This is a genomic window from Paenibacillus alkalitolerans, from assembly GCF_016482785.1.
GTDB classification, from domain to species: domain Bacteria; phylum Bacillota; class Bacilli; order Paenibacillales; family YIM-B00363; genus Paenibacillus_AE; species Paenibacillus_AE alkalitolerans.
Genome location: NZ_JAEMXM010000032.1, coordinates 34320 through 59517 on the forward strand (window position 1 = coordinate 34320; position 25198 = coordinate 59517).

Annotated in this window: 23 protein-coding genes; all 23 read left to right on the forward strand. The window is 54.6% G+C overall.

The window, feature by feature from the left end; genetic code table 11:
- Nucleotides 1-272: 272 nt before the first annotated feature.
- The 23 genes from spoIIE to lysS all read left to right on the forward strand — a co-directional run bounded on the left by spoIIE (nt 273) and on the right by lysS (nt 24795).
- Complete coding sequence (gene spoIIE, locus JET16_RS27800; RefSeq protein ID WP_199624001.1) at nt 273-2765, forward strand: stage II sporulation protein E; 2493 nt, start codon at nt 273-275, stop codon at nt 2763-2765.
- 256 nt (nt 2766-3021) lie between these two features.
- A complete protein-coding gene (locus tag JET16_RS27805; RefSeq protein ID WP_199624013.1) occupies nt 3022-3720 on the forward strand; it encodes a vWA domain-containing protein in 699 nt (232 codons plus the stop codon).
- Nucleotides 3713-4639, forward strand: a complete 927-nt coding sequence (locus JET16_RS27810; protein ID WP_199624016.1) for a serine/threonine-protein kinase — start codon at nt 3713-3715, stop codon at nt 4637-4639. Before JET16_RS27805 ends, JET16_RS27810 begins: the two co-directional genes overlap by 8 nt.
- A gap of 22 nt (nt 4640-4661) precedes the next feature.
- Nucleotides 4662-6092, forward strand: coding sequence for a tRNA lysidine(34) synthetase TilS (gene tilS / locus JET16_RS27815; RefSeq protein WP_199624029.1), 1431 nt, complete (start codon nt 4662-4664; stop codon nt 6090-6092).
- A gap of 75 nt (nt 6093-6167) precedes the next feature.
- Nucleotides 6168-6713 carry a hypoxanthine phosphoribosyltransferase gene (gene hpt / locus JET16_RS27820; RefSeq protein WP_199624032.1) on the forward strand — a complete coding sequence of 182 codons (546 nt, stop codon included), beginning with the start codon at nt 6168-6170 and terminating at the stop codon, nt 6711-6713.
- A gap of 89 nt (nt 6714-6802) precedes the next feature.
- Nucleotides 6803-8746 carry an ATP-dependent zinc metalloprotease FtsH gene (gene ftsH / locus JET16_RS27825; protein WP_199624044.1) on the forward strand — a complete coding sequence of 648 codons (1944 nt, stop codon included), beginning with the start codon at nt 6803-6805 and terminating at the stop codon, nt 8744-8746.
- A gap of 273 nt (nt 8747-9019) precedes the next feature.
- Nucleotides 9020-9958 (forward strand): quinolinate synthase NadA, encoded by a 939-nt coding sequence (gene nadA / locus JET16_RS27830; protein ID WP_199624048.1) that lies wholly within the window; start codon nt 9020-9022, stop codon nt 9956-9958.
- Between the two features lie 49 nt (nt 9959-10007).
- Nucleotides 10008-11627 carry an L-aspartate oxidase gene (nadB, locus tag JET16_RS27835; RefSeq protein WP_199624051.1) on the forward strand — a complete coding sequence of 540 codons (1620 nt, stop codon included), beginning with the start codon at nt 10008-10010 and terminating at the stop codon, nt 11625-11627.
- Nucleotides 11617-12528 carry a carboxylating nicotinate-nucleotide diphosphorylase gene (gene nadC / locus JET16_RS27840; RefSeq protein WP_199624054.1) on the forward strand — a complete coding sequence of 304 codons (912 nt, stop codon included), beginning with the start codon at nt 11617-11619 and terminating at the stop codon, nt 12526-12528. The genes nadB and nadC overlap by 11 nt, the downstream gene beginning before the upstream one ends.
- Nucleotides 12525-13289 carry a type III pantothenate kinase gene (locus JET16_RS27845; RefSeq protein ID WP_199624057.1) on the forward strand — a complete coding sequence of 255 codons (765 nt, stop codon included), beginning with the start codon at nt 12525-12527 and terminating at the stop codon, nt 13287-13289. Before nadC ends, JET16_RS27845 begins: the two co-directional genes overlap by 4 nt.
- 18 nt (nt 13290-13307) lie before the next feature.
- Nucleotides 13308-14189: an Hsp33 family molecular chaperone HslO gene (hslO, locus tag JET16_RS27850; RefSeq protein ID WP_199624060.1), complete on the forward strand. Its 882-nt coding sequence runs from the start codon at nt 13308-13310 to the stop codon at nt 14187-14189.
- A 35-nt stretch (nt 14190-14224) separates the two neighbouring features.
- The gene (locus JET16_RS27855; RefSeq protein WP_199624063.1) at nt 14225-15196 is read left to right on the forward strand and encodes a peptidylprolyl isomerase; all 972 of its coding nucleotides are present in this window, start codon (nt 14225-14227) and stop codon (nt 15194-15196) included.
- A gap of 148 nt (nt 15197-15344) precedes the next feature.
- Nucleotides 15345-16289, forward strand: a complete 945-nt coding sequence (gene cysK / locus JET16_RS27860; RefSeq protein ID WP_199624066.1) for a cysteine synthase A — start codon at nt 15345-15347, stop codon at nt 16287-16289.
- 129 nt (nt 16290-16418) lie between these two features.
- Nucleotides 16419-18002, forward strand: a complete 1584-nt coding sequence (locus JET16_RS27865) for an anthranilate synthase component I family protein (RefSeq protein ID WP_199624069.1) — start codon at nt 16419-16421, stop codon at nt 18000-18002.
- Nucleotides 17999-18583 carry an aminodeoxychorismate/anthranilate synthase component II gene (gene pabA, locus JET16_RS27870; protein WP_199624072.1) on the forward strand — a complete coding sequence of 195 codons (585 nt, stop codon included), beginning with the start codon at nt 17999-18001 and terminating at the stop codon, nt 18581-18583. Before JET16_RS27865 ends, pabA begins: the two co-directional genes overlap by 4 nt.
- Nucleotides 18583-19470 carry an aminotransferase class IV gene (locus JET16_RS27875; RefSeq protein ID WP_199624085.1) on the forward strand — a complete coding sequence of 296 codons (888 nt, stop codon included), beginning with the start codon at nt 18583-18585 and terminating at the stop codon, nt 19468-19470. Before pabA ends, JET16_RS27875 begins: the two co-directional genes overlap by 1 nt.
- Nucleotides 19470-20354, forward strand: coding sequence for a dihydropteroate synthase (folP, locus tag JET16_RS27880; protein WP_407673214.1), 885 nt, complete (start codon nt 19470-19472; stop codon nt 20352-20354). Before JET16_RS27875 ends, folP begins: the two co-directional genes overlap by 1 nt.
- Nucleotides 20351-20782: a dihydroneopterin aldolase gene (gene folB, locus JET16_RS27885; RefSeq protein ID WP_233532367.1), complete on the forward strand. Its 432-nt coding sequence runs from the start codon at nt 20351-20353 to the stop codon at nt 20780-20782. Before folP ends, folB begins: the two co-directional genes overlap by 4 nt.
- Nucleotides 20779-21336 (forward strand): 2-amino-4-hydroxy-6-hydroxymethyldihydropteridine diphosphokinase, encoded by a 558-nt coding sequence (folK, locus tag JET16_RS27890; RefSeq protein ID WP_199624088.1) that lies wholly within the window; start codon nt 20779-20781, stop codon nt 21334-21336. The genes folB and folK overlap by 4 nt, the downstream gene beginning before the upstream one ends.
- Nucleotides 21261-21470, forward strand: coding sequence for a helix-turn-helix domain-containing protein (locus JET16_RS27895; RefSeq protein ID WP_199624091.1), 210 nt, complete (start codon nt 21261-21263; stop codon nt 21468-21470). The genes folK and JET16_RS27895 overlap by 76 nt, the downstream gene beginning before the upstream one ends.
- 81 nt (nt 21471-21551) lie before the next feature.
- The gene (dusB, locus tag JET16_RS27900) at nt 21552-22571 is read left to right on the forward strand and encodes a tRNA dihydrouridine synthase DusB (protein WP_199624094.1); all 1020 of its coding nucleotides are present in this window, start codon (nt 21552-21554) and stop codon (nt 22569-22571) included.
- A 159-nt stretch (nt 22572-22730) separates the two neighbouring features.
- Entirely contained in the window at nt 22731-23207 is a 477-nt protein-coding gene (greA, locus tag JET16_RS27905; RefSeq protein WP_199624097.1) for a transcription elongation factor GreA, read from the forward strand.
- Between the two features lie 82 nt (nt 23208-23289).
- Nucleotides 23290-24795 carry a lysine--tRNA ligase gene (gene lysS, locus JET16_RS27910; RefSeq protein WP_199624100.1) on the forward strand — a complete coding sequence of 502 codons (1506 nt, stop codon included), beginning with the start codon at nt 23290-23292 and terminating at the stop codon, nt 24793-24795.
- Nucleotides 24796-25198: the final 403 nt, after the last annotated feature.

The window sequence follows — 25198 nt, forward strand, 5'->3', positions numbered from 1 at the left end:
CGGAGTCGACATTCCGCGCGGCGTTTTTTATTAACTTCTTAGTTTCGACACGAACGTTTCGACATTTCGTCTTCAAAATTTTGACATTTCGTTTAAGGTGACAAGTGAGAAGCGCTGCAACGGCACGGTCTTGAAGCATTGTGGAGAGCGTGCCGTTTTTGTCGGAAAATTTTTCAACTCTATCAACGCATTGTGACAAACTTTTTGCTAGAGTTCTGAAATAATGGAGGCACTCTACTCTTTCGAAAATGACCCAGGAGGTGCTTTCATTGATGGAAAAACGCAACGCTCTGCAACGGTTCGGTTCCGATTGGAAGAATTCGTTCGGCAACGCAAAGCTATGGGGCAGGGATTGGCTCGTACAGAACCGTATTGTGCAAGCGGCGGTCGGCAAGAGGTGGTCGGTGCTGCTTGTCGCGATGGCGTTTCTGCTCGGCAGGGCGTCGATTCTTGAGGAACTGGCTCCGTTTGCGCTCGCTTTTTTCGCCGCGATTTCTTATTTGCGTCCGAGTCTTCTCCGCATAACGTCGGTCGCGCTCATTGCGGGCAGTTTGATGGCTGTCCAAGTTCAGACCGGAGCGATCGTCGCCCAGTTGGTTGTGTTCCTTCTTCTTCAAAAAGCTCTGCAGCGGTACGAGAAAGCCGATGCTTCCTCCGGACCGGTGATCGTATTCCTCTCGGCATTTTCAGTAGGGTTGTTTATGGATATTGCGGCATCGGATTTAACCTGGTACGCGCTACTTATGACTGCAGTGGAAGCCCTCCTTAGCAGTGTGTTGACGCTGATCTTCATGCAAGCTCTTCCGGTGTTTACTTTGACCCGTAAAAATTATCAGCTTCGCCACGAAGAAATCATCTGTTTGATTATTTTGCTTGCATCCGTGATGACCGGTACGGTTCATTGGAATATCGGGACGGTCTCCGTCGAGCATACGTTATCCCGCTATCTCATGCTTCTAATGGCATTTGTCGGTGGAGCGCCGATCGGTGCGTCGGTGGGCGTCATCACCGGCTTAATATTGAGTCTTGCGAACATATCGGCCATTCATCAAATCAGCTTGCTAGCGTTTGCCGGGATGCTCGCGGGTCTGCTGAAAGACGGAGGAAAGATGGCGGTCGGCTTCGGAATGCTGCTCGGTTCTTCGATTCTATCACTCTACGTTGGCGACACTTCCCAAGTGCTGCAATCGACGTGGGAGTCCGTTGCCGCGGTGGCGCTGTTCCTGCTTACCCCCCGGGGCATGATCCGGACGGTGGCGAAATATGTGCCCGGCACGCAGGAGCATGCGAAATCGCAGCAAGACTATGCGCGCCGCGTCCGGGAGGTTACGGCGAGCCGCGTGACGCAATTTTCCGACGTATTTAAGCAATTGGCGAGCAGCTTTAACCACTTGACGGAGAAAAACAACGTGCTGCAGTTTGAACAAGAGGTCGGACATTTCATGAACGCGGTGACGGCGGGAGCGTGCTCCACATGTTTCAAGAAGGAAACCTGTTGGAACGCCAACTTTTATAAAACTTATAAGTTCATGACCGATATGATGACCGAAATCGAGATCAATCCGGAATACGGCAAAGATAACATTCGCCCCGAGTGGCGGCAGCTGTGCCATAAGACGGATAAAGTATTGACCCTGCTGCAGCAGCAATATACCCAGTACCGTTACGAGCGCCATTGGGTGAAACAAATTCAGGACAGCAGAAAGCTGGTGTCGGAACAGCTCTTCGGCGTATCCCAGGTCATGGACGATCTGGTGAAAGAAATTCGGCGCGAAGGACAAGCACTGTTCCTGCAAGAGGAACAGATCACGCAAGTATTGGAGGAAATGGGGCTTTCCGTACATAGCATAGAAATTATTTCGCTGGATGAAGGCAACATCGAAATCGAAATCGTGCATGCATTCCAGCGCGGTTTCGACGAATGCCGAAAGATGATCGCTCCGCTGTTATCGGATGTTTTGGGAGAAACGATCGCCGTGAAGCGGGAGCAGTGGGGCGAACCGGGTGAAGGCTTTGCTACCGTCGTGTTCGGCTCGGCCAAGGAGTTCGAGGTCGAAACAGGGATCGCGTGCGCCGCGAAGGGAGGAGAATGGCTGTCGGGCGACAGCTTCAGCACGATGGAGCTGGGCAGCGGGAAGTTTGCGGTCGCCATTAGCGACGGTATGGGCAACGGAGAGCGAGCCCGGGAGGAAAGCAGCGCAGCGCTGTCTATCTTGCAGCAGCTGCTTCAATCCGGCATGGACGAGCAGCTCGCCATCAAATCGGTGAACTCCGTATTGACGCTTCGTTCTTCGGATGAAGTATTTGCAACGGTTGATTTGGCCATTATCGATTTGTACAGCGCTAAAACGACATTTATGAAAATCGGTTCGACGCCAAGCTTCATTAAAAGAGGGAAGGAAGTGATTCCGATTTCGGCAAACAACCTGCCAATCGGGATATTGAAAGATATCGAGGTTGACTTGTTATCGCTGCAGCTGCAGCCTGGAGACGTGCTCATCATGATGACGGACGGCGTCTTCGACGCGCCGGGCCATGCGGTCAACAAAGAATTATGGATGAAACGAATGATCGCCGAATTGGACGCGGATGCTCCGCAAGAAGCCGCCGATGCGTTGTTGGAGACGGTCGTTCGCCACCACAACGGAGAAATCGAAGACGATATGACGGTCATCGTAGCGAAGATAAATCAGTTCCAGCCGGAATGGGCGACATTCCGCTGGCGCGGAAACACATCGGTCGAACGGCCGAGGACGGTGAGTTGAAGATTCAATATGTTCTTCGATAGAAGTTTTTCTTGAAAATACTTCGAAGGAGGTTTGGTTTAAACATTGAAATCATGAAGTTCCATGCAGAACAGGATTATTTTAATGTTGCAACCAAACCTTCCATAATTCGCGGTCTGGCTACCTTGAAAATACTTCGAAGGAGGTTTGGTTATAAATCACCTCTCATGGAAAAACTAGATTCTAAGAGAACTAGTTTCGGCATACGGCCGAATCCTGAGGGGAGCGACATAAGGTGAAGCAAATTATCGTCATTACGGACGGATGTTCCAACGTTGGAATAAGCCCGGTGCACGCCGCGGCACAAGCGCTGGAAAGAGGCATCGCGGTCAATGTGATCGGTGTGGTGCAAGATGATGAAATCGGCGCTCGCGGCGAGGCCGAAATTCATGATATAGCGCAAGCGGGAGGAGGTTTAAGCCGCGTCGTGACCGCCCGGAATTTGGCGCATACGATGCAAATGATGACCCGGCAGACGGTTGCCGCGACAATTCAAGGAGTCGTTCGCAAGCAATTGCAGGCGATCATGGGCAGTCCGGACGGTTCGATCGCCGCATTGCCGCCCGATCAACGCGCTCAAGTGGTTCGGACCGTGGACGATTTGACGGAAACGGCGCCTTTAAAGGTTGCTTTGTTGATCGATACGAGCGCCAGCATGAAGCCGAAGATCGAGGCGGTGCGCGAGGCTGCCTATGATTTGATGCTTAGCTTGCGCGCGCGTCAAGGCAAAAGCGAACTTGCGGTGCTACATTTCCCGGGAAATAATTCGAACGCCGTTCAATTAGAAGTTGCTTGGACAAGCGACCTTGCAAAATTAGACAAGATCTTTTATAAATTAAACATGAAAGGCACAACTCCGACCGGGCCGGCTTTATTGGAAACGATTGGATATATGGACGGCGAGACGGCCTTGTGGGGCGATTACGTTGTATAAACTGCCCCGACTGCAGCCGGGCGATCGTATTACCGGGAAGTGGAGCGGAGCTGTTTACCGGATTGAACGCAAGCTAGGGGAAGGCGCGAACGGGAGCGTGTATTTGACGCGCTCATCGTCCGGGTCTTCCTCTTGCGCTTTAAAAATCGGACTGGACGTTTACGATCTTCAATCGGAGATGAACGCTCTTCGCATGCTGGCGACGCTGCGGACGGAGCGTCCGCACGCAACGTTCCCTCAGCTGTTTCAGGCGGATGATTGGGATTTTTTAGGTGCGGCGTTTCCGTTTTATACGATGACATTCATTCCGGGCGTTCCGATTGCGCAATTTGCGAAAGTATACGGAATCGGCGCTCTGCTCCGCAGCGGCTCGCTTCTTTTAAAGGCATTGCGCGATCTGCACGAACTCGGGTGGGCGTTCGGTGATTTGAAGAGCGACAACGTATTGGTTGGTGCCGGAGGGAAACCGGCATTGATCGACTTCGGGGGAGCGACGCCGTTCGGCCGCGCGGTTAAGCAGTACTCAGAGCTGTATGACCGCGGCCTATGGAGATCGGGCGGGCGAACCTCCGAACCGTCATACGATCTGTTTTCCTTCTGTGTGCTCATGTTGGAGGGGGCGGGCGAGTTGAACCGCTTAAAAGCGTTATTCGAACAAGCGGACCGGCGAAACGCCGGCGCATTGCAAGCGCTTGTGGACGGGTGTTCCGCGCTGCGCCCGGTGTCCGACTGCTTGAAAAGAATGATTAGAGGAGAATACGGCCGTCTTGACGAAGCTTTGAAGGATTGGGAGAACGCATGCGGCGATCGGGCGCTGAAGATCCGCCGCAAAGCCGGCGTTGCGGATTGGTCCGCATATTGGCTTACGGGATCGGCCGCCGCTTTCGCAGTCTCCCTCTGGTGGGTTTTATTGAAATAACCGTTACGTTAGGAGCATATGCATGCGAGGAGCGGACATCATACGGCAAGTCGAGGATACGATCTTGGAACGGAAGCTGTTTGAAGAAGGCGAGCGTATCGTGGCGGCCGTATCGGGCGGCCCGGATTCCGTGGCGCTGCTTCACTTGCTTCACCGTTTGGCAGGGCGTTGGCGCTGGACGCTTTCCGTCGCTCATGTGAATCATGGGCTTCGCGGCCAAGAGTCGGACGAAGAGGAACAGTTCGTGAAGGATCTGGCCGCTCGATTGGGGTTGCCTTTTTGGTCCGCGCGCCTTAACGTTAAGGAAGTGACGGCGGAACACGGCAATAACGTGCAGGCGGCCGCAAGAGCACTGCGTTACGAGGCGTTGCGGAAAGCCGCGGAAGCCTTGCAAACGACAACGGTTGCGCTCGGGCATCATGCGGATGATCAAGCGGAGACGGTTCTGATGCGAATAGTTCGCGGAACGGGACCTGGCGGATTGGCGGGCATCAGGTTTGTACGCCATGCATACGGAATGAAACTTGTTCGGCCTCTGCTGCGTATAACTAAATCGGAGCTTGAATTTTATTGCGAGTTATTCGGATTGCAATTTCGCCGGGACAGCAGCAACGAATCCCGGAAATATTTTCGCAACGTCGTGCGTCTCGACCTTCTTCCTTATTTAATGAAGCATCGCGATGGCGTGCGGGAAGCTCTTTCGCGGCTTGCACAAATAAGCGCAGACGAGAGCGACCTTTTGGATGCCGAGGCGGAAGCGCTTGTGCGGAGTTTGACGGAAAAGACGGACAGGGGCGTCAAGGGCGACCGGATCGGAATTGCTAACGTTCATCCCGCTTTACAACGAAGGATGTTTAAAATAATATTAAGTTGTCTTGCTGCGGATGATTCTTCCATCGATTTTTCGAAATTGGAGCGGATGCGGGAAGCGATCGTTGCCTCCTCCCCTTCCAATATGGAGCTTCGTTTGACCGACAAACTGTATTTTCGCCGCATATACGATGCGGTGGAATGGACGACTCGGGAGAAACCGGAGGCGCCGTCTTATGTCCGGCAAATTGACGTAACGAAGAACGGCGGTTTACATGTTCCGGAAGCGAACGCTTCGTTAGAATGGATGCTGGCAGAACCATCCGATCCGGACGAAGTTTACGGCAATGATTCCTGTGTCGCATTATTCGACGCGGACCGGCTCGGCGGGGAACTGCTTGTGCGCAACCGGCGGCCCGGCGACAGAATCGAACCATACGGTTTAAAAGGCAGCAAAAAAGTGAAAGATATGTTCATTGACTTGAAGATAGCGCCGGAACGGCGCGACAAATGGCCGTTGATCGCCACCCCGGACGGAACGCTGCTTTGGGTGCCCGGTTTGCGGAGATCGCGCCATGCGCTTGTCGATGAGCGGAGCGGAAAGATAGTTCGAATCCGCTTTTCCGGGGACTTTTTTGCTTAAAGTCATGGTTCTCGGTTTGCATACATAGGATAGTTGTACTTTAGGACTGTTTTGACAGCCATGCGGGAGGATAACGTGCACAACGACATCGAGGAAGTACTATTTTCGGAACAGGAAATACAGCGGAAGATTGCGGAATTGGGCAAACAAATCAGCGAAGACTACGCCGGGAAAAACCCGTTGGTTCTGTGCGTGCTGAAAGGCGCTTTTCTTTTTATGGGAGATTTGGTGAAACGGTTGGACATTCCTCTCGAGATCGATTTTATGGCGGTTTCGTCATACGGGAAGGCAACCCAGTCTTCGGGCGTTGTCAAGATTCTTAAGGATTTGGATACTCCGGTGGAAGGGCGCGACATTTTGATAGTAGAGGATATTATCGACAGCGGTTTGACGCTCTCTTACCTCATCGATATACTCGAACGCCGTAACGCGCATTCTATCAAGATCGTCACTCTGTTCGACAAACCGGCGCGCCGGACGGTAGGGCTCGATGCGGATTACAAAGGGTTTGTAATTCCGGACGCCTTCATCGTAGGATACGGACTTGATTATTCCGAAAAATACCGCAACTTGCCGTACGTGGGCGTGTTAAAAGCTTCCGTCTACTCGGGCAATCATTGATAAGCCGTGAGTCAACCATCCGCACCGTTTGTTGTGATGCAGGATTTGGCTATGATACAATATATTCACGTCTCGAGAGGAGGTAGGGAATGAACAAGATCGTCCGGAACACCGGATTTTATCTCATTATTTTTTTAGTAACCGTCGGAATTGTACATTACATCAGCAATCAGAATAACGAACGCGAACCCCTTTCCTACAATCAATTCCGCGAAGTGTTGGCCGAAGGTAAGGTCGAGTCCGTTAACGTTCGGTTCGATGGTTATACCTACTTAATTACAGGCCAATATAAAGGTCAACAGGGCGCGGATGCCACATTTGAAACGCGTGCTCCCGTTGATGAGTATGTTTTGCAGATCATCCGCGAAAGCGGTGTGAAAGAAGAGCATGCGCGTCAAGAGGGCGAGCCGGTTTGGATTGCCTTTTTGACCGGGATCGTACCTTTCATTATCATCTTCATCTTGTTCTTTTTCCTGTTGAACCAAGCGCAAGGCGGCGGCGGCAAGGTGATGAATTTCGGCAAGAGCCGCGCGCGACTATATAACGAAGAGAAGAAGAAGGTAACGTTCGAGGATGTTGCCGGAGCGGACGAAGAGAAGCAAGAGCTTATCGAGGTTGTAGAGTTTTTGAAGGATCCGCGGAAGTTTTCCGCGTTGGGAGCCCGTATACCTAAGGGTGTCTTGCTCGTTGGCCCTCCGGGTACCGGTAAGACGCTTTTGGCGCGCGCCGTTGCCGGAGAAGCCGGTGTTCCGTTCTTCAGCATCAGCGGTTCCGATTTCGTCGAGATGTTCGTCGGCGTAGGCGCATCCCGCGTGCGCGATTTGTTCGAGAACGCTAAGAAGAACGCGCCTTGCATCATCTTTATCGACGAGATTGACGCGGTGGGACGTCAGCGGGGCGCAGGTCTCGGCGGCGGCCACGACGAGCGCGAGCAGACGCTCAATCAACTGCTTGTAGAGATGGACGGCTTCGGCATTAATGAAGGCATTATCATCGTAGCCGCTACGAACCGTCCGGATATATTGGACCCGGCGCTGCTGCGTCCGGGACGCTTCGACCGGCAAATTACGGTGGACCGTCCGGATGTGAAAGGCCGTGAAGCGGTGTTGAAGGTGCATGCCCGCAACAAACCGCTTGCCAAAGAAGTGAAATTGGAATCGATCGCCAAATATACGACCGGATTTACTGGGGCGGATCTTGAGAATCTGCTCAACGAAGCGGCTCTCATTGCAGCGCGCCGCAACCGGAAAGATATCGGCATGCCCGAGATCGAGGAAGCGATCGACCGCGTCATCGTCGGTACGGAGAAGAAGAGCCGCGTCATCTCCGAGAAAGAGAAGAAGATCGTGGCGTACCACGAAGCGGGCCATACGATTATCGGCTACCATCTGGAGAATGCCGATATGGTGCATAAGGTAACGATCATTCCGCGCGGCCGCGCAGGCGGTTATCTCATGATGCTGCCGAAAGAAGACCGTTATATGATGACGAAGAACGAGCTCCTCGATAAAGTGACGGGGCTGCTCGGGGGACGCATCGCCGAGGAGATGTACATCGGCGAGATCGGAACGGGAGCTTCGAACGATTTCCAACGGGCGACATCCATCATCCGTTCGATGATTGTTGAATACGGCATGAGCGATAAGCTCGGACCGATGCAGTTCGGTACGACCCAAGGCCAAGTGTTCTTGGGCAGGGATATCGGCCACGAGCAGAACTACTCCGACCAAATCGCATACGAAATCGATCTCGAGATGAGGCGAATGGTCGATGAGTGCTACGAACGCGGCCGGAAAGTGTTGAAGGAACATGATCGCGAAGTTCACTTGATCGCCCAGACACTTTTAGAGAAAGAAACGCTCGATCTTGATCAGATCAAGTCGCTCATCGAGAAAGGCTCGCTCGAAGGCACGGCCGGCAGCGATGGCACCCCCGATGCCGGATCGGCGCCTGCGAAGGAAGAAGACGTGAAAGTGAACATTAACAAGCAAAACTCGGACGACAGCAACAAGCTGGATTTCGATAAGGAATAAGATAGCGATAAGCAGTTCCGACGCCGCTCCTGTACGGGGCGGCTTTCGTTTGCCGGAAATACGGCCAAACGTGTGAGAATATGAACGAAAACCGGGAATATCACCGATTGACACGGCAAAAATCATTTTGTAAAGTAAGTGTAAACTTAATGTAAGGCTGAAAGGCCTTTTTTTCATCATACAATCGTTACTTTTTTCACAAACTATCGTCACGGCATCATTTATACAGGTTTTTAGACGGGAAAGGATGTGGGACGCATGGGGGCGCCTACCATGGAAGCTTTAGCGCAGGAGCGCAAACAGGAGCAAAACCGGGAGCTTCGCGAGCGGTTGGCACAATTGAAGAAAGAACGGAACGCCATTATTCTTGCTCATTATTATCAACGCGATGAAATACAGGAAGTGGCCGATTTTCGGGGGGACTCGTTCCTGCTGGCTCAGAAAGCGGCCGAAGCGGATGCGGACGTTATTGTGTTTTGCGGGGTTCATTTTATGGGAGAAAGCGCAAAAATTCTCGCTCCGAACAAGACGGTGCTCATCCCCGACGAACGCGCCGGCTGCCCGATGGCCGACATGGTGAATGTCGAAGGGCTGCGCGAGTTGAAGAAAAAGCATCCTAACGCGAAAGTGGTCACGTACATCAACTCTTCGGCGGAAATCAAGGCGGAAACCGACATCGTCTGCACGTCGGCGAATGCGGTGAAAGTAATCCAATCGCTTGATGCGGAAGAGATTATTTGGGTGCCGGATAAAAATTTGGGCGACTATGTATCCAAGTTTACCGATAAGAAGATGATCATTTGGGAAGGGTACTGCAACACGCACGACATGCTCACAGTGAAGGACGTCATCGAGATGCGGCAGCAGTATCCGAACGCGCAATTCGTCGTCCACCCGGAATGCCGCCCCGAGGTGGTGAAGATGGCGGACTTCGTCGGAAGTACGACGGCAATCATCAAGTACTGCCGCGAATCCGGGCACGACGAGTTTATCGTAGGTACGGAAGACGGTACAGGGTATCAATTGCGCAAGGACAGTCCTCATAAGAAATTCCATTTTGCGACTAAATACTTGGTTTGCCCGAACATGAAAGTGAATAATTTGAAGAAGCTCGTACGCTGCCTCGAAACGATGCAGCCGCAAATCTACGTACCGCCGGACGTTGCGGACAAAGCGAGGCTTTCCCTGGAGCGCATGCTACAAGTGAAGTAGCATGCGCTGCTTCATGGTTTCAGCGCTAACGAATAGGGAGGGGTACGCAGTGATACCGCGCACGTTGGTTGACATCGATATTTCGGAGCTGCCCCGCGTGGACACCGACGTCATTGTGGTCGGTTCGGGGATTGCGGGCTTATATACGGCATTGAAGGCGAGCGAATCGAACCGGGTGACGATGGTCGCCAAGAAGTCGCTCTTGGAAAGCAACACAAGATATGCGCAAGGCGGAATAGCGGCGGTCATCTCCGATGAGGACTCCCCTCTATACCATCGTCAGGATACGCTTATCGCAGGCGCCGGCTTATGCTCGTCGGAAGCGGTCGATGTGCTCGTGCACGAGGGACCGGGCGGCGTGCAGGAGCTGATTCGGCTGGGCACGAATTTCGACAGGGAAGACGGAGGCGAATACGCGCTGACGATGGAGGGCGCTCACAGCCAGCGCCGCATACTTCACGCGCAAGGAGACGCCACGGGCGCGGAGATCGTCCGCGCGCTTGCGGAAGCGACAAGGCGAAGCGACAGGATCGATATATGGGACGATCACTTCTGTCTTGACGTCGTGACCGAAGACGGAGTTTGTTACGGCGCGATCGTGAAGCGTCCCGGCGGAGAGCTCGTGTTCGTCGCGGCGAAAGCGACGGTGCTTTGTACCGGCGGCGCGGGGCAATTGTACCGGTATACAACGAATCCGGATATCGCCACCGGAGACGGCATCGCCATCGCTTATCGGGCGGGAGCGTACATACAGGACGTGGAATTCGTCCAGTTCCACCCGACGGCGCTGACGTATCCCGGAGCGCCGCGCTTCCTGATTTCCGAAGCTGTCCGGGGCGAAGGCGCGGTGCTGCGCAACATTAAAGGAGAACGGTTCATGGAGCAGTATCATCCGCAGCTCGAGCTGGCTCCCAGAGACGTTGTGGCGCGCGCCATCGTAAGCGAAATTGAGAAGACGAAATCGACCTTCGTATATTTGGATTTGACGCACGAGTCGCAGGAAGCGGTGAAGGCGAGGTTTCCGACCATATACGAGTTTTGCTTAAGATACGGCCTGGACCTGTCCAGCGATTGGATTCCGGTCGCACCGGCGGCCCACTATATGATGGGCGGCGTGAAAACCGATCTGCGCGGCGAAACGAACATCAGCCGTCTGTTCGCATGCGGTGAAGTGTCATCCACCGGGGTGCACGGCGCCAACCGCCTTGCGTCCAACTCGCTTTCCGAAGCGATCGTATTCGGCCGCCGGATCGTGGAGCGCATCGGAGAGCTGGCCGGTCACGAACGGGAACCGACGTTTCATGTCAACCTCGGACGGACGGAAGCGCCGGCGCAGCCGATTATCGAAAAGCGGTTAAAGCTCCAGAAGATCATGCTTCGCTACGCCGGATTAAAGCGCAATGAGAAAGGCTTGAAGAAGGGCCTGGAGGAGCTGCGCAAACAGATGGCGATTTTTTACGGGAAGTTGACGATAAGAGAACATTACGAATTCGCGAACTTGTTGACCGTCGCGCTGTTGACGACCTTGTCCGCTTTGAAGCGGGAGGAAAGCCGCGGAGCCCACTACCGGGAAGATTTTCCGGAACGGGACGATATCGTATGGAAGAAGCATATCGTCCAAAACCGCGAATTCGGATTGGCGGAGGAGAGTTTATCCCATGGACAATAATGAAGTGCCCAACGGCACCGCAGATAATATCATATTTGATTGGAATGCGGTTCGCGAATCCATTCGGAGCTGGTTGCGCGAGGATGTAGGTCCGGGCGACGTCACGACGCTTTCCACCATTGCGCAATCCCACCGAAGCCGCGCCGTAATACACGCCAAGGCGGACGGAGTGGCCGCCGGACTGCCGGTTGCGAGGCTCGTATTCGCCGAAACGGACGACAGCCTGCAAGTTCGGTTCATTGCACCGGAAGGCTCGGATATCAAGTACGGCGATATTCTCATGGAAGTGGAAGGAAGCACCCGGAGCATCCTGACGGGAGAGCGTCTCGCCCTCAATTTGCTGCAGCGGATGTCAGGCATCGCGACAAAGACGAGATCGTTCGTGGCAGCTTTGCAGGATCTGCCGAACCCGCCGCGGATCGTGGACACGAGAAAGACTACGCCGGGACTTCGCCTGCTGGAGAAATACGCGGTGCGTGTCGGAGGCGGCCACAATCACCGGTTCGGGCTGTTCGACGCGGTGCTGCTGAAGGATAACCACTTGAAAGCGGCGGGAGGCGTAGCCGAGGCGATCGCCATGGCGCGCGCGCAAATTCCGCACACGATGAGGGTCGAAGTGGAGGCAGAATCGTTAGAGCAGGTGAAAGAGGCGACGGAGTCCGGAGCCGACGTCATCATGCTCGACAACATGAGCGGCGACGCAATGCGCGAAGCGGTGGCGTGGATCAGGCAAGCCGCGCCGCGCACGGTGGTGGAAGCTTCCGGAGGCGTATCGCTTGAGACGGTGCGCAGCATTGCGGAGACCGGCGTCGACGTCATCTCCGTCGGTGGGTTGACGCATTCCGTGCCGGCATTGGACATATCGTTGGATTTGTACGACAAGAAAGAGGTGCGTCCATGATTTTCGTCGTCGACGTGGGCAATACGAATATTGTTCTTGGACTGTATAAGGAGAAGGAGCTTCAACGCCACTGGCGTATCGCCACAAACCGTTCGGCGACCTCCGACGAATACGGCATTCTGATTTGCAATCTGTTTAACCACGCCGGCATCAATGTGGAGGATATCGAAGGCATCATGATTTCCTCCGTCGTGCCTCCGCTGAATCACACTTTAGAGCGGATGAGCGAAACGTATTTGAGGAAAACGCCGATGCTCGTAGGTCCGGGAATCAAGACCGGCTTAAACATCCGCTATGAAAACCCGCGGGAGGTCGGTGCAGACCGGATCGTCAATGCGGTCGCCGGCATTCATCTGTACGGGCCGCCGCTCATTATTGTCGATTTCGGCACGGCGACGACGTTTTGCTACATTGACGAGAAAGGCGATTATATCGGTGGCTCGATCGCTCCGGGCATCGGCATCTCGACCGAAGCTTTGTATCAGAAAGCTGCGAAACTGCCAAGAATAGAATTAATAAAGCCGAAGAGTACCGTAGGGCGCACGACCGTCACCTCGATGCAGGCCGGCATTATTTTCGGCTTTGCCGGCCAAGTGGACGGAATCGTCGACCGCATTCGGGAGGAGTTCCAAACGAATGCCCGCGTGATCGCGACAGGCGGACTGGCGGAGCTTATAGCCGGCGAATCGAGAACGATCGACATTGTAAACCCGCGGCTGACGCTGCAAGGGCTGCAAATCCTCTATGAACGGAATGCATAATTGAAGGAGCGGATACGATTGGGCGATTATTTGGTGCGGGCGACCGCATTTGACGGCAAAGCGCGGCTCTTCGCGGCCCGAACGACCGACACGGTAGAAGAAATGCGCAGACGGCACGATATGTTTCCCACCGCCACGGCGGCTGTCGGCCGAACGGCTACCGCAGCCGTGATGATGGGAGCCATGATGAAAGGGGAAGAAAAGCTTACGGTTCAAGTGAAGGGCGGCGGACCGATCGGACAAATCGTCGTGGACGCAAATGCGAAAGGCGAGGTGCGCGGCTATCCGGACAATCCGCATATTCATCTGCCGAGCAACGCATTGGGGAAATTAGACGTGGCGGGCGCCGTCGGAACCGAAGGTTTTATATATGTTATAAAGGATCTCGGACTCAAGGAACCGTACCGCGGCAGCGTGCCGATCATTTCCGGCGAACTGGCTGAAGATTTTACGTATTATTTCGCGAAATCCGAGCAAACGAACTCCGCGGTTTCTCTTGGTGTGCTTGTAGAGGCCGACAATTCGGTGAAGGAAGCGGGGGGCTTCATCATCCAATTGCTGCCGGGGGTAAGCGAAGAGGACATTGCGGAATTGGAACGGAAGCTGGGCGCGATTCCTCCGGTAACGGCGATGTTGGAGCGCGGGATGTCGCCTGAAGGCATTCTGGAGGAGCTTGTCGGCACCGGAGGATTATCCTCGGTCGAGCGAACGGACGTGCGTTTCCAATGCTTCTGTTCGCGCGAACGGGTGGAAAAGACGCTGATATCGCTTGGAAAGCAAGAGCTTCGTTCTTTGATCGAAGGCGAAGAACGCGCGGAAGTGACGTGTCATTTTTGCAATGAAAAATATGAGTTTACAAAACCGGAACTTCAGGACATTTACAACCGTTTAAATACGTAGGAGAAGAAATACGTTGCGTTAGGTTGGGTGGAGCCATGTCGAGAGAAAAACTGTTGTGGGGCGCATCGGGGGCGTTAATCGCCGCCGTTGTTACGACTGCGCTGCTGCTTGCTTGGCCTTTGCAACCGTTGCCGGACGACCGGGATGAACGCGCTCCCGACCCTTCCGCAAACCGTGACGAATCTGCACAAAAACACCCCCCGAATTCCTCTTCGGATTCCGTCGCTCGCGTCGGGGATGTCAGTTTGTCAAGAGATCAGTTTTTGCGGGACATTGAGCGTATGTACGGGGATCAGTACATAAAAGAGTGGATGGAGCGGTCCGCTGTCCGATTGGAGGCGCAGGAGCTCGGGATCGGCGTAAAGCGTGAAGAAATCGAGCGGGAACTGGAGCGGATGCAAAGCGGGTACGACAGCAAGGAGCAGTTTTACCGTACGATGAAAGAGCAATTGGGACTCACGGAAGAGGAACTGCGCGCGGATGCGCTCTACAGGCTTCAATTGGAGAAAATCGCAACCAATGGCATAGTTGTGACGGATGCCGATGTCGAGCGATACATCTCGGAGCATCCGGAAGAGTTCGGCCCGAAGCGTGAAATCCGGTTTGCCCAGATTGTCGTTGAGACGAAAGAGGACGCCGAAGAGGTGCTTGCGGAGCTCGGAGAAGGAACCGAATTCGAGCTGCTTGCGCGCGATCGTTCGATCGATGAGGACACCGCTTCCGCCGGCGGCGACATCGGTTGGATCGGCGTAACCGATCCGTTCGTTCCCCCGGAGATGATGGAGGCCGCACGACGCTTGCCTGTCGGAGGCGTAAGCGCTCCGATTCGGTTGGAGGACGGTCGTTTCGCCGTCATTACGTTGTTAGGAAAGAGGGACATTCGGCCTGCCGACGACAGTGAAGTTCGCGAAAGCTTGCGCTGGGAATTGATTTTGTCGAAAGCGCCTCCGCTCGACGAGGTTCTGGAACAGTTATTGAGGAAATGGGGCGCCCGCTCAATGATGTAAACGCATAAACATCTGTTGACTTTCGGCGTAGTGATTGATAAGATGAAGGCAAAACCAACCTGTTTACTCGGGATTCAGGGAACAGTATGATATCATTGGCTTCGATGTGAACGGGCGGGGCGGATTTTTAAGGAGGAATTATTTACTTATGGCTAAACTTGTACAGAGCGTAACGCAATTAATCGGTGACACGCCTCTTGTCCGGCTGAACCGGGTAGTGCCGGAGGACAGCGCGGAAGTGTATGTGAAGCTTGAGTTTCAGAATCCCGGCGCCAGCGTTAAGGACCGTATCGCAATCTCGATGATTGAGTCGGCGGAACGCGAAGGCCGGTTGAAGCCGGGCGACACCATTATCGAGCCTACGAGCGGAAATACCGGCATCGGCCTCGCGATGGTCGCCGCCGCGAAAGGCTATAAAGCGATTCTCGTTATGCCTGAGACAATGAGCATGGAGCGCCGCAATTTGCTCCGCGCTTACGGTGCCGAGCTTGTATTGACTCCGGGCCCGGAAGGAATGAAGGGCGCGATCAAGAGGGCGGAAGAGCTGCAGGCGGAAAATCCGGGCTACTTCATGCCGCAACAATTTAAAAACCAAGCCAACGTGGAAATTCACCGCCGTACGACGGGACCGGAAATCGTGGAAGCGATCAAATCCCACGACGGAAAGCTGGACGCGTTCATCTCGGGTATCGGTACGGGCGGAACGATCACGGGCGCGGGCGAAGTGCTTCGCGAGAATTTCCCGGGCATTCAAATATACGCGGTAGAACCGGCCGCTTCCCCGGTATTGTCAGGCGGCAAGCCTGGCCCTCATAAGATTCAAGGCATCGGCGCGGGCTTCGTTCCGGATATTTTGGACACGGAAATCTACAACGAAGTGATAACGGTCGAGAACGAAGACGCGTTCGCGACTTCCCGCCGCGTGGCGCGCGAGGAAGGCATTCTCGGCGGAATTTCTTCAGGCGCGGCTATCTTCGCGGCGCTTCAAGTGGCGAAACGTCTCGGCAAAGGCAAGCGTGTCGTCGCGGTTGTGCCGAGTAACGGCGAACGCTACCTGAGCACGCCGCTGTATCAGTTTGAAGAAAACCAATAAGCTTCCATTCGATCGAACCACCGTACGGCGTCATCGCCTTGCGGTGGTTTTTTCGTTGAATTTCTTTAAAGTTTTTCATATCGCCAAGAAATCAGTATACTGGGATAAAACAATAATGGGGTCGGCGCAATGATATCGTATCAACAGTGGATGCATTGGAATGACACACGGGAATTTACCTGTTATCCGTACGTCGAAGTTTTCGATTTGCCGCAAGATCGGATTCCGTCTTGGACAAGCTTATGGCAAGAAGCCGGGGAAACGGCGTTCGTGCTTGAGAGCGGCAAGGGCGGCCGATATACGTTTGTCTCCGCGGCGCCGACCGAGTGGGTGACGGGAGATTTGGATAGAGGCATGCGTATCGCAGCGGGCGGCAGGATGAGCGAGGAGCTGCCCGGGCCGCCGCTTCACGCACTGCGCCGATGGATGGCTCCATATCGTTCGCCTAAAGTGCAAGGGGCGCCCAAGTTTCTCGGAGGCATTGTGGGCTTCCTCGCATATGACGTCGTTCGCACGTTGGAAAAACTGCCCGCGACGGCTGTCGCGGATTCCCCTGTTCCGGATTATTTGTTCATGAGAATCGATGAATTATGGATCGTAGACCATCAAGAGCGCAAGCTGTATTGCGCCGTGCACGCGGTGCGGACGCCGCAAGATCATTATTGGCGGGAAGAGGACCTATCCGAGCGATATGAGCAGAGCAGGCTTAGGGTCCGCGGCATGCACAAGCGATGGGAACGATGGATGACCGCCTCAGAGGCGAAACAAGCGGACGTCGACGTTGCGGACACCAATCTCGATATTGATGTCGGATCGATTCCCGGCCTCGAGATGTCGTTGGCGAGCGAACGTTTCCAAGAAGCGGTAAGAGACATTCAAAATTACATCGCGCAAGGAGATGTGTTCCAAGTAAATTTGTCGGTACGTCAAAGCAAAACTCTCTGTGTGCCGCCGGAAACCGTATATGAGCTTCTTCGCCGCATCAATCCGTCCCCGTATATGGCTTATCTTCGTATTCCGGGCGGCAAGGCGCTGGTTTCCGCTTCGCCGGAGCTGCTAATCAGGCTGGAGGACGGCCGCGTTTCCACCCGTCCGATCGCGGGCACGCGCCCGCGGGGCGCTGACGACGGCGAAGACGGACAGCTGCAGAGGGAGCTGCTGCTTAACGAGAAGGAACGGGCGGAGCATGTCATGCTGGTCGATTTGGAACGAAACGACCTGGGCAGGATCTCCGCGTACGGTACGGTTCGAGTGAAAGAGTTCATGGCGGTCGAGCGGTATTCCCATGTGATGCACATCGTTTCCGAAGTGGAGGGGAAGCTTGCAGACGGGAAGGACCCTTACGACGTGATTGCCGCAGTGTTTCCGGGCGGAACGATAACGGGAGCGCCGAAAATCCGCACGATGGAAATCATTGAGCAGCTTGAACCTGTTCGCCGCGGCCCATATACGGGTTCTATCGGTTGGATTGACTATAACGGAAATTTGGAATTAAATATTACTATACGCACGCTGGTTTACGCCGACGGTGCGGCGCACGTGCAGTCCGGCGCCGGCATTGTGATCGATTCCGTTCCGGAGAACGAGTTTCGCGAATCGCTGAACAAAGCGAAGGCGCTGTGGAAAGCGGTCGAAATCGGCGAACGGGCGCACAAACGCGACAGTCGCGCAGCGGAGTCGAGCCGAGAAGAGAAAAGGGAGGCTGTCCGATGATTCTCGTTATTGATAACTATGATTCCTTTACCTACAATTTAGTTCAATATTTGGGCGATCTCGGCGAAGAGGTCGTCGTGCGGCGCAACGACGAAATCGATTTACAAGATGTTCAAGCGCTTCGTCCGGATCATATTTTGTTGTCGCCTGGCCCTTGCACGCCGAACGAGGCCGGCATATCGCTTGCGGTGATCGAACGGTTCAAAGGCGAGATTCCGATCCTCGGCGTCTGTTTGGGCCATCAAGCGATCGGGCAAGCGTTCGGAGGAGACGTGGTTCGGGCGGACAAGCTGATGCACGGGAAAACATCCCCGATTTTGCATGACGGACGAACGATCTTCGGAGGGGTCCCTTCCCCGTTTACCGCGACCCGTTACCATTCGTTGATCGTGAAGCGGGAGACGCTGCCGGATTGCTTGGAAATTTCGGCGGAGACGTCCGAGGGGGAAATCATGGGGCTTCGGCATAAGGAATACCGTGTCGAAGGGGTACAATTTCATCCGGAATCGATCATAACGGAGCATGGTTTGACGCTGCTCCGCAATTTCGTGCAGGGCAAACCGGCCCGGGAGCGGGCATAATGAAGCTGTGGCTCAACGGAAAGATAATGAATGAAGAAGAAGCCGTGATCCCTGTAAGCGATCACGGCTTTCTGTACGGTATGGGCTTGTTCGAGACGTTCCGGACTTACGGGGGAGAGGCCTTCCTCCTCGATCGACATCTGGAACGGCTGGCGGAAGGCTGCCGTGCGCTGCGGATTGAATATGAGCCGCAGGAGCCGGAGATTCGCAATGCGGTATCGAAATTGCTCGCGTCTGGCGGGTTGTCCGATGCATATGTGCGATTGACCGTCTCCGCGGGGCCGGCGCCGTTAGGATTGCCGGGAGCCGGAGGGTATTCCACACCTAATGTACTCATGCACATAAAGGAGTTGCCTCGCGTTCCCTCCGATCCGGAGCTTCGTGCGAAAGTTTTGATCAAGTTAACGCTGCCGCGCAGCTCTCCGGAACATGCCGTTCGTTTGAAGTCGTTCCAGTTTATGAATAATGTGTTCGGCAAGTGGGAAGTGTTGTCGAAGGCGGGAACGCTTGACGCGGAAGGTCTGTTCTTGAACGGGAAAGGGTACGTTGCGGAAGGTGTTGTCAGCAACGTGTTTTTCGTTCGTGGTTCGGTATTGGCAACGCCGTCGTTGGCGACGGGGTGTTTGCCTGGCGTCACGAGATCGTTCGTAATGGAGCTGGCGCGCGGAATCGGGATGAGCGCGGAAGAAGGCTTTTACCGTTGGGAACAATTGTTGGAAGCGGATGAGGTGTTTATCACGAATTCCGTTCAGGAGATCGTTCCCGTGTCGGTTCTTGTCGATGAAGACGGGAAAGCGGTTGAATTGAGCGGCGGAAAGCCCGGGAAAATGACGCTTCGATTGATAGAGCAGTACCATAAGAAAACAAAGCAAGGCGGTGACATATGATGCGGCAATCGCAAGAGCGGGAGCAAATGCAAGCGCAGCTAAGAACGGTCGACTGCAGGGGCATTCCGCTGCAATTAGGGCGGCGTACGCTCATTATGGGCATCGTCAACGTAACGCCCGATTCGTTCTCAGACGGGGGCAAGTACGACAGCGTAGAGAAGGCGGTGGCCCATGCGAAGCGGCTTATCGCGGAAGGGGCGGATTTGCTCGATATCGGAGGAGAATCCACGCGCCCCGGCGCCGAGGCCGTGACGGAAGATGAAGAGCTGCGCCGGGTTATTCCGTTGCTCGAAGCGCTGCGCCGCGAACGGATCGGCGTGCCGCTTTCCATTGACACGTATAAAGGCGCGGTTGCGGATGCCGCACTGAAGGCGGGGGCTCACATCGTGAACGATGTGTGGGGAGGCCGGGCGGACCCGCGGATCCTGCAGGTCGCGGCGCGTGCCGAGGCGCCGGTCATCCTGATGCACAACCGGCGCGACATGAATTACGGCGCCGATTTTGTGCAGGATGTGATCGCCGGCCTGCGCGAAAGCGTCGAGCTCGCGATCGCCGCCGGAGTGCCGCGGGAACGGATCCTGCTCGACCCCGGCTTCGGCTTCGCAAAGAACAGAGCGCATAACCTGCTGCTCATGAACCGGCTGCGCGACATTGTCGCGCTCGGTTACCCCGTCGTGCTCGGGACGTCCCGCAAACGTTTCATCCGCGAAACGTTGGACGCCCCCGCCGACGACGTCGTGGAGGGGACGGTGGCGACCACCGTCCTCGGCGTCGCGCAAGGCGTCCATATGGTGCGCGTCCACGACGTGCGCGCCAACGCCCGCGCCGCGCGAATGGCGGACGCGATTCACTACGCAGCCGAAGGAGGCAACGTTCTTTCATGAGTATGAATACGAACCGCTACGATACAATGCGCATGGAGCGCATGCAGTTTTACGGCAAACACGGGGTGTTTGCGGAGGAAAACAAGCTCGGTCAACGGTTTTACGTGACGCTGAAGCTTCAAATCGACTTGTCCAAAGCGGGGCAGACCGACGATTTAAACGAAACGGTGAACTATGCCGAAATTTATCAAATCGTGAAAGAAATTGTCGAAGGCCGGCCGTTCAAGCTGATTGAAGCGCTGGCAGAGACTATCGCTTCCCGTCTGCTTGACGCTTATGCTAAAATACATGAAGTAACCGTGCGTGTGACGAAACCGAATCCGCCGTTCGATATCGTATTTGAAGGCGTGTCGGTGGAAATTACGCGGACAAAGCCCCGTGGGAACCGTGCAGCCATCGGATTCGGGGAAACCGGGGCGAAAGCATGACCGGTCACCCGAATCTGCCTAATATCGCTTATTTGGGACTCGGCTCCAACGTGGGAGACCGCGAAAGCAACTTATTACAAGCCGTCAGAATGCTTGCCGAGCGTGATGAAATTGCGGTCGTTTCGGTATCCAAGATTTACGAAACGGACCCTGTCGGGTACGTGGAACAACCGGCGTTTCTTAATATGGCGTGCAGAATCGGGACGTCGCTCCCGCCGGCGTCTCTGTTGCAGGCAGTCCTTGACGTTGAACGGAAGTTGGGCCGTGTACGGACCGTCCGTTGGGGACCGCGCACGATCGATATCGATATACTGCTTTATAACGAGCTGAAGTTGGATACGCCGGAGTTGACGCTGCCGCATCCGCGGTTGACGGAGCGCCCCTTCGTGCTCGTTCCGTTGCGGGACGTTATGCCCGACATGGAGAGCCGGTTTCCGGTCAAGGTTGATCACAATGACGGCGGCAATGGAGTGAGAGTATGGACAACAACGACATTCAAGCCGGAAGAATTCGGGCATTCCGAAAACTCAAAGGATACACCCAAAGCGGATTAGCCGAAAAAATAGGCGTGTCAGTGGCCGTTCTCGGCGCTGTTGAGCGCGGCACGAGAAAGCCAGACGCCAAGCTGCTTCGGAATATCGCCGAAGCGCTCGGCATCGACAAAGACGAAATATCTGCAGGCAAATAAATAAGTAATATTCGCGAGTGTCAGGATGGAGGTAACCGAAGGTTGTCCGCGAAGATAACACCTAAGCAAGGACGGAAACTGATGACACAAAAGAAACTGAAAATCGGCAATATCGAGACGAAAAACAACGTCGTGCTCGCGCCGATGGCGGGCGTGTGCAATCCCGCGTTCCGGCTCATCGCCAAGGAGTTCGGAACGGGCCTCGTATGCGCGGAGATGGTAAGCGATAAAGCGATCGTTCACGGCAACGCCCGGACGTTGGAAATGCTGTTCGTCGACGAACGCGAGAAGCCGCTGTCGCTCCAAATTTTCGGAGGAGACAAGAAGACGCTCGTGGAAGCGGCGAAGCACGTCGATAAACATACGAATGCGGATATTATCGACATCAATATGGGCTGCCCCGTGCCGAAGGTGGTCAGCTGCGACGCGGGAGCGCGCTGGCTGCTCGATCCGAACAAAATTTACGAGATGGTGGCGTCGGTCGTCGATGCGGTCGAGAAGCCCGTCACCGTAAAGATGCGGATCGGTTGGGACCATGAGCACATTTATGCAGTGGAAAATGCACAAGCTGTAGAGAGAGCCGGCGGCCAAGCCGTCGCCGTGCACGGACGCACGCGCGAGCAGCTGTATACCGGCAAAGCCGATTGGAACGTCATTCGCGACGTCAAGCAGGCGGTGTCAATCCCGGTTATCGGCAACGGAGACGTGGGCACACCGGAGGACGCAAAGCGGATGCTGGATACGACCGGCTGCGACGGAGTCATGATCGGACGCGGCGCGCTCGGCAATCCGTGGATGCTGTATCGCACGGTACAGTACCTGACAACGGGCGAATTGCCGCCGGATCCGGACGCGGAAGAAAAGATGCGCATCGCGATGCTGCATCTCGACCGTCTCATTGCTCTGAAGGGCGAGAGCGTCGCAGTGAAGGATATGCGGAAACATTTTGCCTGGTACCTGAAAGGCTTGAGAGGTTCCGCCGAAGTGAAAAACCGGATCATGGAAGCGACCGACCGCCGGCAGGTGGCGGGAATTTTGGATGACTACGTTCGTTCCTTATCCGGAGTCGGACTGGAGGAACAAGCAGTTTCCGTTGTTTGACATTTCCGGTACCTTGAAATATAATCGTGGATAAATTTAGCGCCGAGCCTGTGCAATTTCAACAATAGCGTTCATATATTATTCACATGACGAACCGTCTACGATCTTGTGGCGGCGCATCAATAGCACGACAATTTTCAAACGACGGGAGCACTGGGAATGACGGAGAAGGAAGTCATTTTGACCCAAGAGGGGTTAAAGAAGCTGGAAGAAGAGCTTGAACATCTGAAATCGGTGAAGCGGCGCGAGGTCGCCGAACGGATTAAAGTGGCGATCGGTTACGGCGATATAAGCGAAAATTCCGAATACGAAGACGCGAAGAACGAGCAGGCATTTATCGAAGGCCGGATCATTACTCTTGAGAAAATGCTCCGCAACGCCCGCATTATCAACAATGACGAAGTCGATACCGAGACCGTGAGCGTAGGCTCCAAGGTTACGCTCGAAGACGTCGAGTTCAAGGATACCGTGGAATACAGCATCGTCGGCAGCGCGGAGTCGGATCCGCTGCAGAACAAGATTTCCAACGAGAGTCCGGTCGGCAAAGCGATTCTCGGCAAGAAGAAAGGCGCCGTCGTCGACGTTAACGTTCCGGCGGGAGTTATCCAATATAAGATCATGGATATCAAGAAGTAAAGATTGCGCGCAACCAGAAGCTTCCTATGGAAGCTTTTTTGGTTCAATCGGTAACATTTTTCATAATTAGGAGTGATCCACCTTGAGTGAAACGGTACAAGAACAAGAATTAAGCGAGCTGCTGCAAATTCGCCGGGACAAATTGGACGAGCTTCGAGAATTGGGAATCGACCCGTTCGGCAAAAAGTTCGAACGTACCCATCAAGCGGGCGAGCTGGTCGGGCAGTTCGGCGAAAAGACGAAGGAAGAGCTGGAGGCGTCCGTCGTTGAAGTGAGCATCGCGGGCCGCATTATGCAAAAGCGCGGAATGGGGAAGGCTTCGTTCGCGCATATTCAAGATTTGACCGGCAAAATTCAAATTTACGTGCGGGAAGACGAGATGGACGCGGCAAAATATAAGGCTTTTGACATGCTCGATTTGGGCGATATCGTCGGTGTGCGGGGCACACTGTTCAAGACGAAGACCGGCGAGCTGTCGGTCCGGGCGAAAGAGCTCGAGGTATTGACGAAATCGCTGTATCCGCTGCCGGAGAAGTTTCACGGGCTCAAAGACGTGGAGCTCCGTTACCGTCAACGGTATGTAGATTTGATCATGAATCCTGAAGTTCGGCAGACGTTCATCACGCGCTCGAAGATCATCCAGTCGATGCGCCGTTATTTGGACGGGCTCGGTTTCCTGGAAGTGGAGACGCCTACTCTGCACGCCATCGCAGGCGGGGCTACTGCCCGGCCTTTCATTACCCATCACAACGCCTTGGACATGCAGATGTACATGAGGATTGCGATCGAGCTGCATCTGAAGCGGTTGATCGTCGGCGGACTGGAGAAGGTGTATGAAATCGGCCGCGTGTACCGGAACGAAGGGGTGTCGACGCGTCATAACCCTGAGTTTACGATGCTCGAATTGTACGAAGCTTATGCGGATTACGAAGACATCATGAGGTTGACGGAAAATGTAATCGCGCATGTGGCGGAAGAGGTGGGCGGATCGGCAACGGTGATGTATCAAGGGGCCGAAATCGATTTGAAGCCTCCGTTCCGCCGCGCGCACATGGTCGATTTGATTCGCGACGCGGTCGGGGTCGACTTCCGGGCGGAGATGAGCGACGAGGAAGCGCATCGTTTGGCGAAGGAGCATAAGGTGCCGGTGGAGCCGTCGCATACGTTCGGCCATATCGTGAATGCGTTCTACGAGAAGTTTGTGGAGCACACGTTGATTCAGCCGACGTTCGTATACGGGCATCCGACGGCAATTTCGCCGCTTGCGAAGAAGAACGAAGCGGATCCGCGGTTTACGGACCGGTTCGAGCTGTTCATCGTGGGGCGCGAGCATGCGAACGCGTTTACGGAATTGAACGATCCGATCGACCAGAAGCAGCGGTTTGAAGCGCAGCTGGTGGAGCGCGAGCAGGGGAACGACGAGGCCCATATGATGGACCACGATTTCATCCGTGCGCTCGAATACGGCATGCCTCCGACGGGCGGGTTGGGGATCGGCATCGACCGGTTGATTATGCTGTTGACGGACGCGCCGTCGATCCGCGACGTGTTATTGTTCCCGCATATGCGGGCGCGCGGTGCGGAGTGATTGTTGTTGCCAGGTTTGTGGCCGGTCTTCTTCATTAGAAGCCGGCTTTTTTGTTGTGTGCGATGCGCGTGCTTCGTTAACGGAAAACCATGGTCTTACATTGAGGCGAGAGGGACCGGGCTGGCACGTTAACGGAATTCATGTATCTAATGTCGCCGTAATTACTGGTTACTTGTATTTATCGGCTTATATAAGTACACAAAATTCCACTAAGTTATTGTCTCTCGGTTATGTGGACTCGATTAAGTACATGGAATTCCGTTAGCAACTCACGCCATTTCCACGGTCGCATATGTTGGCTCATGAGGGTGGAAATTCGCCAAAAAATTGGTCGGATAAAGTACTTGCGTTAGTCTAATCCGGTGTGATATATTATTGCTTGTCGCCGCGAAGGCGGTGGACG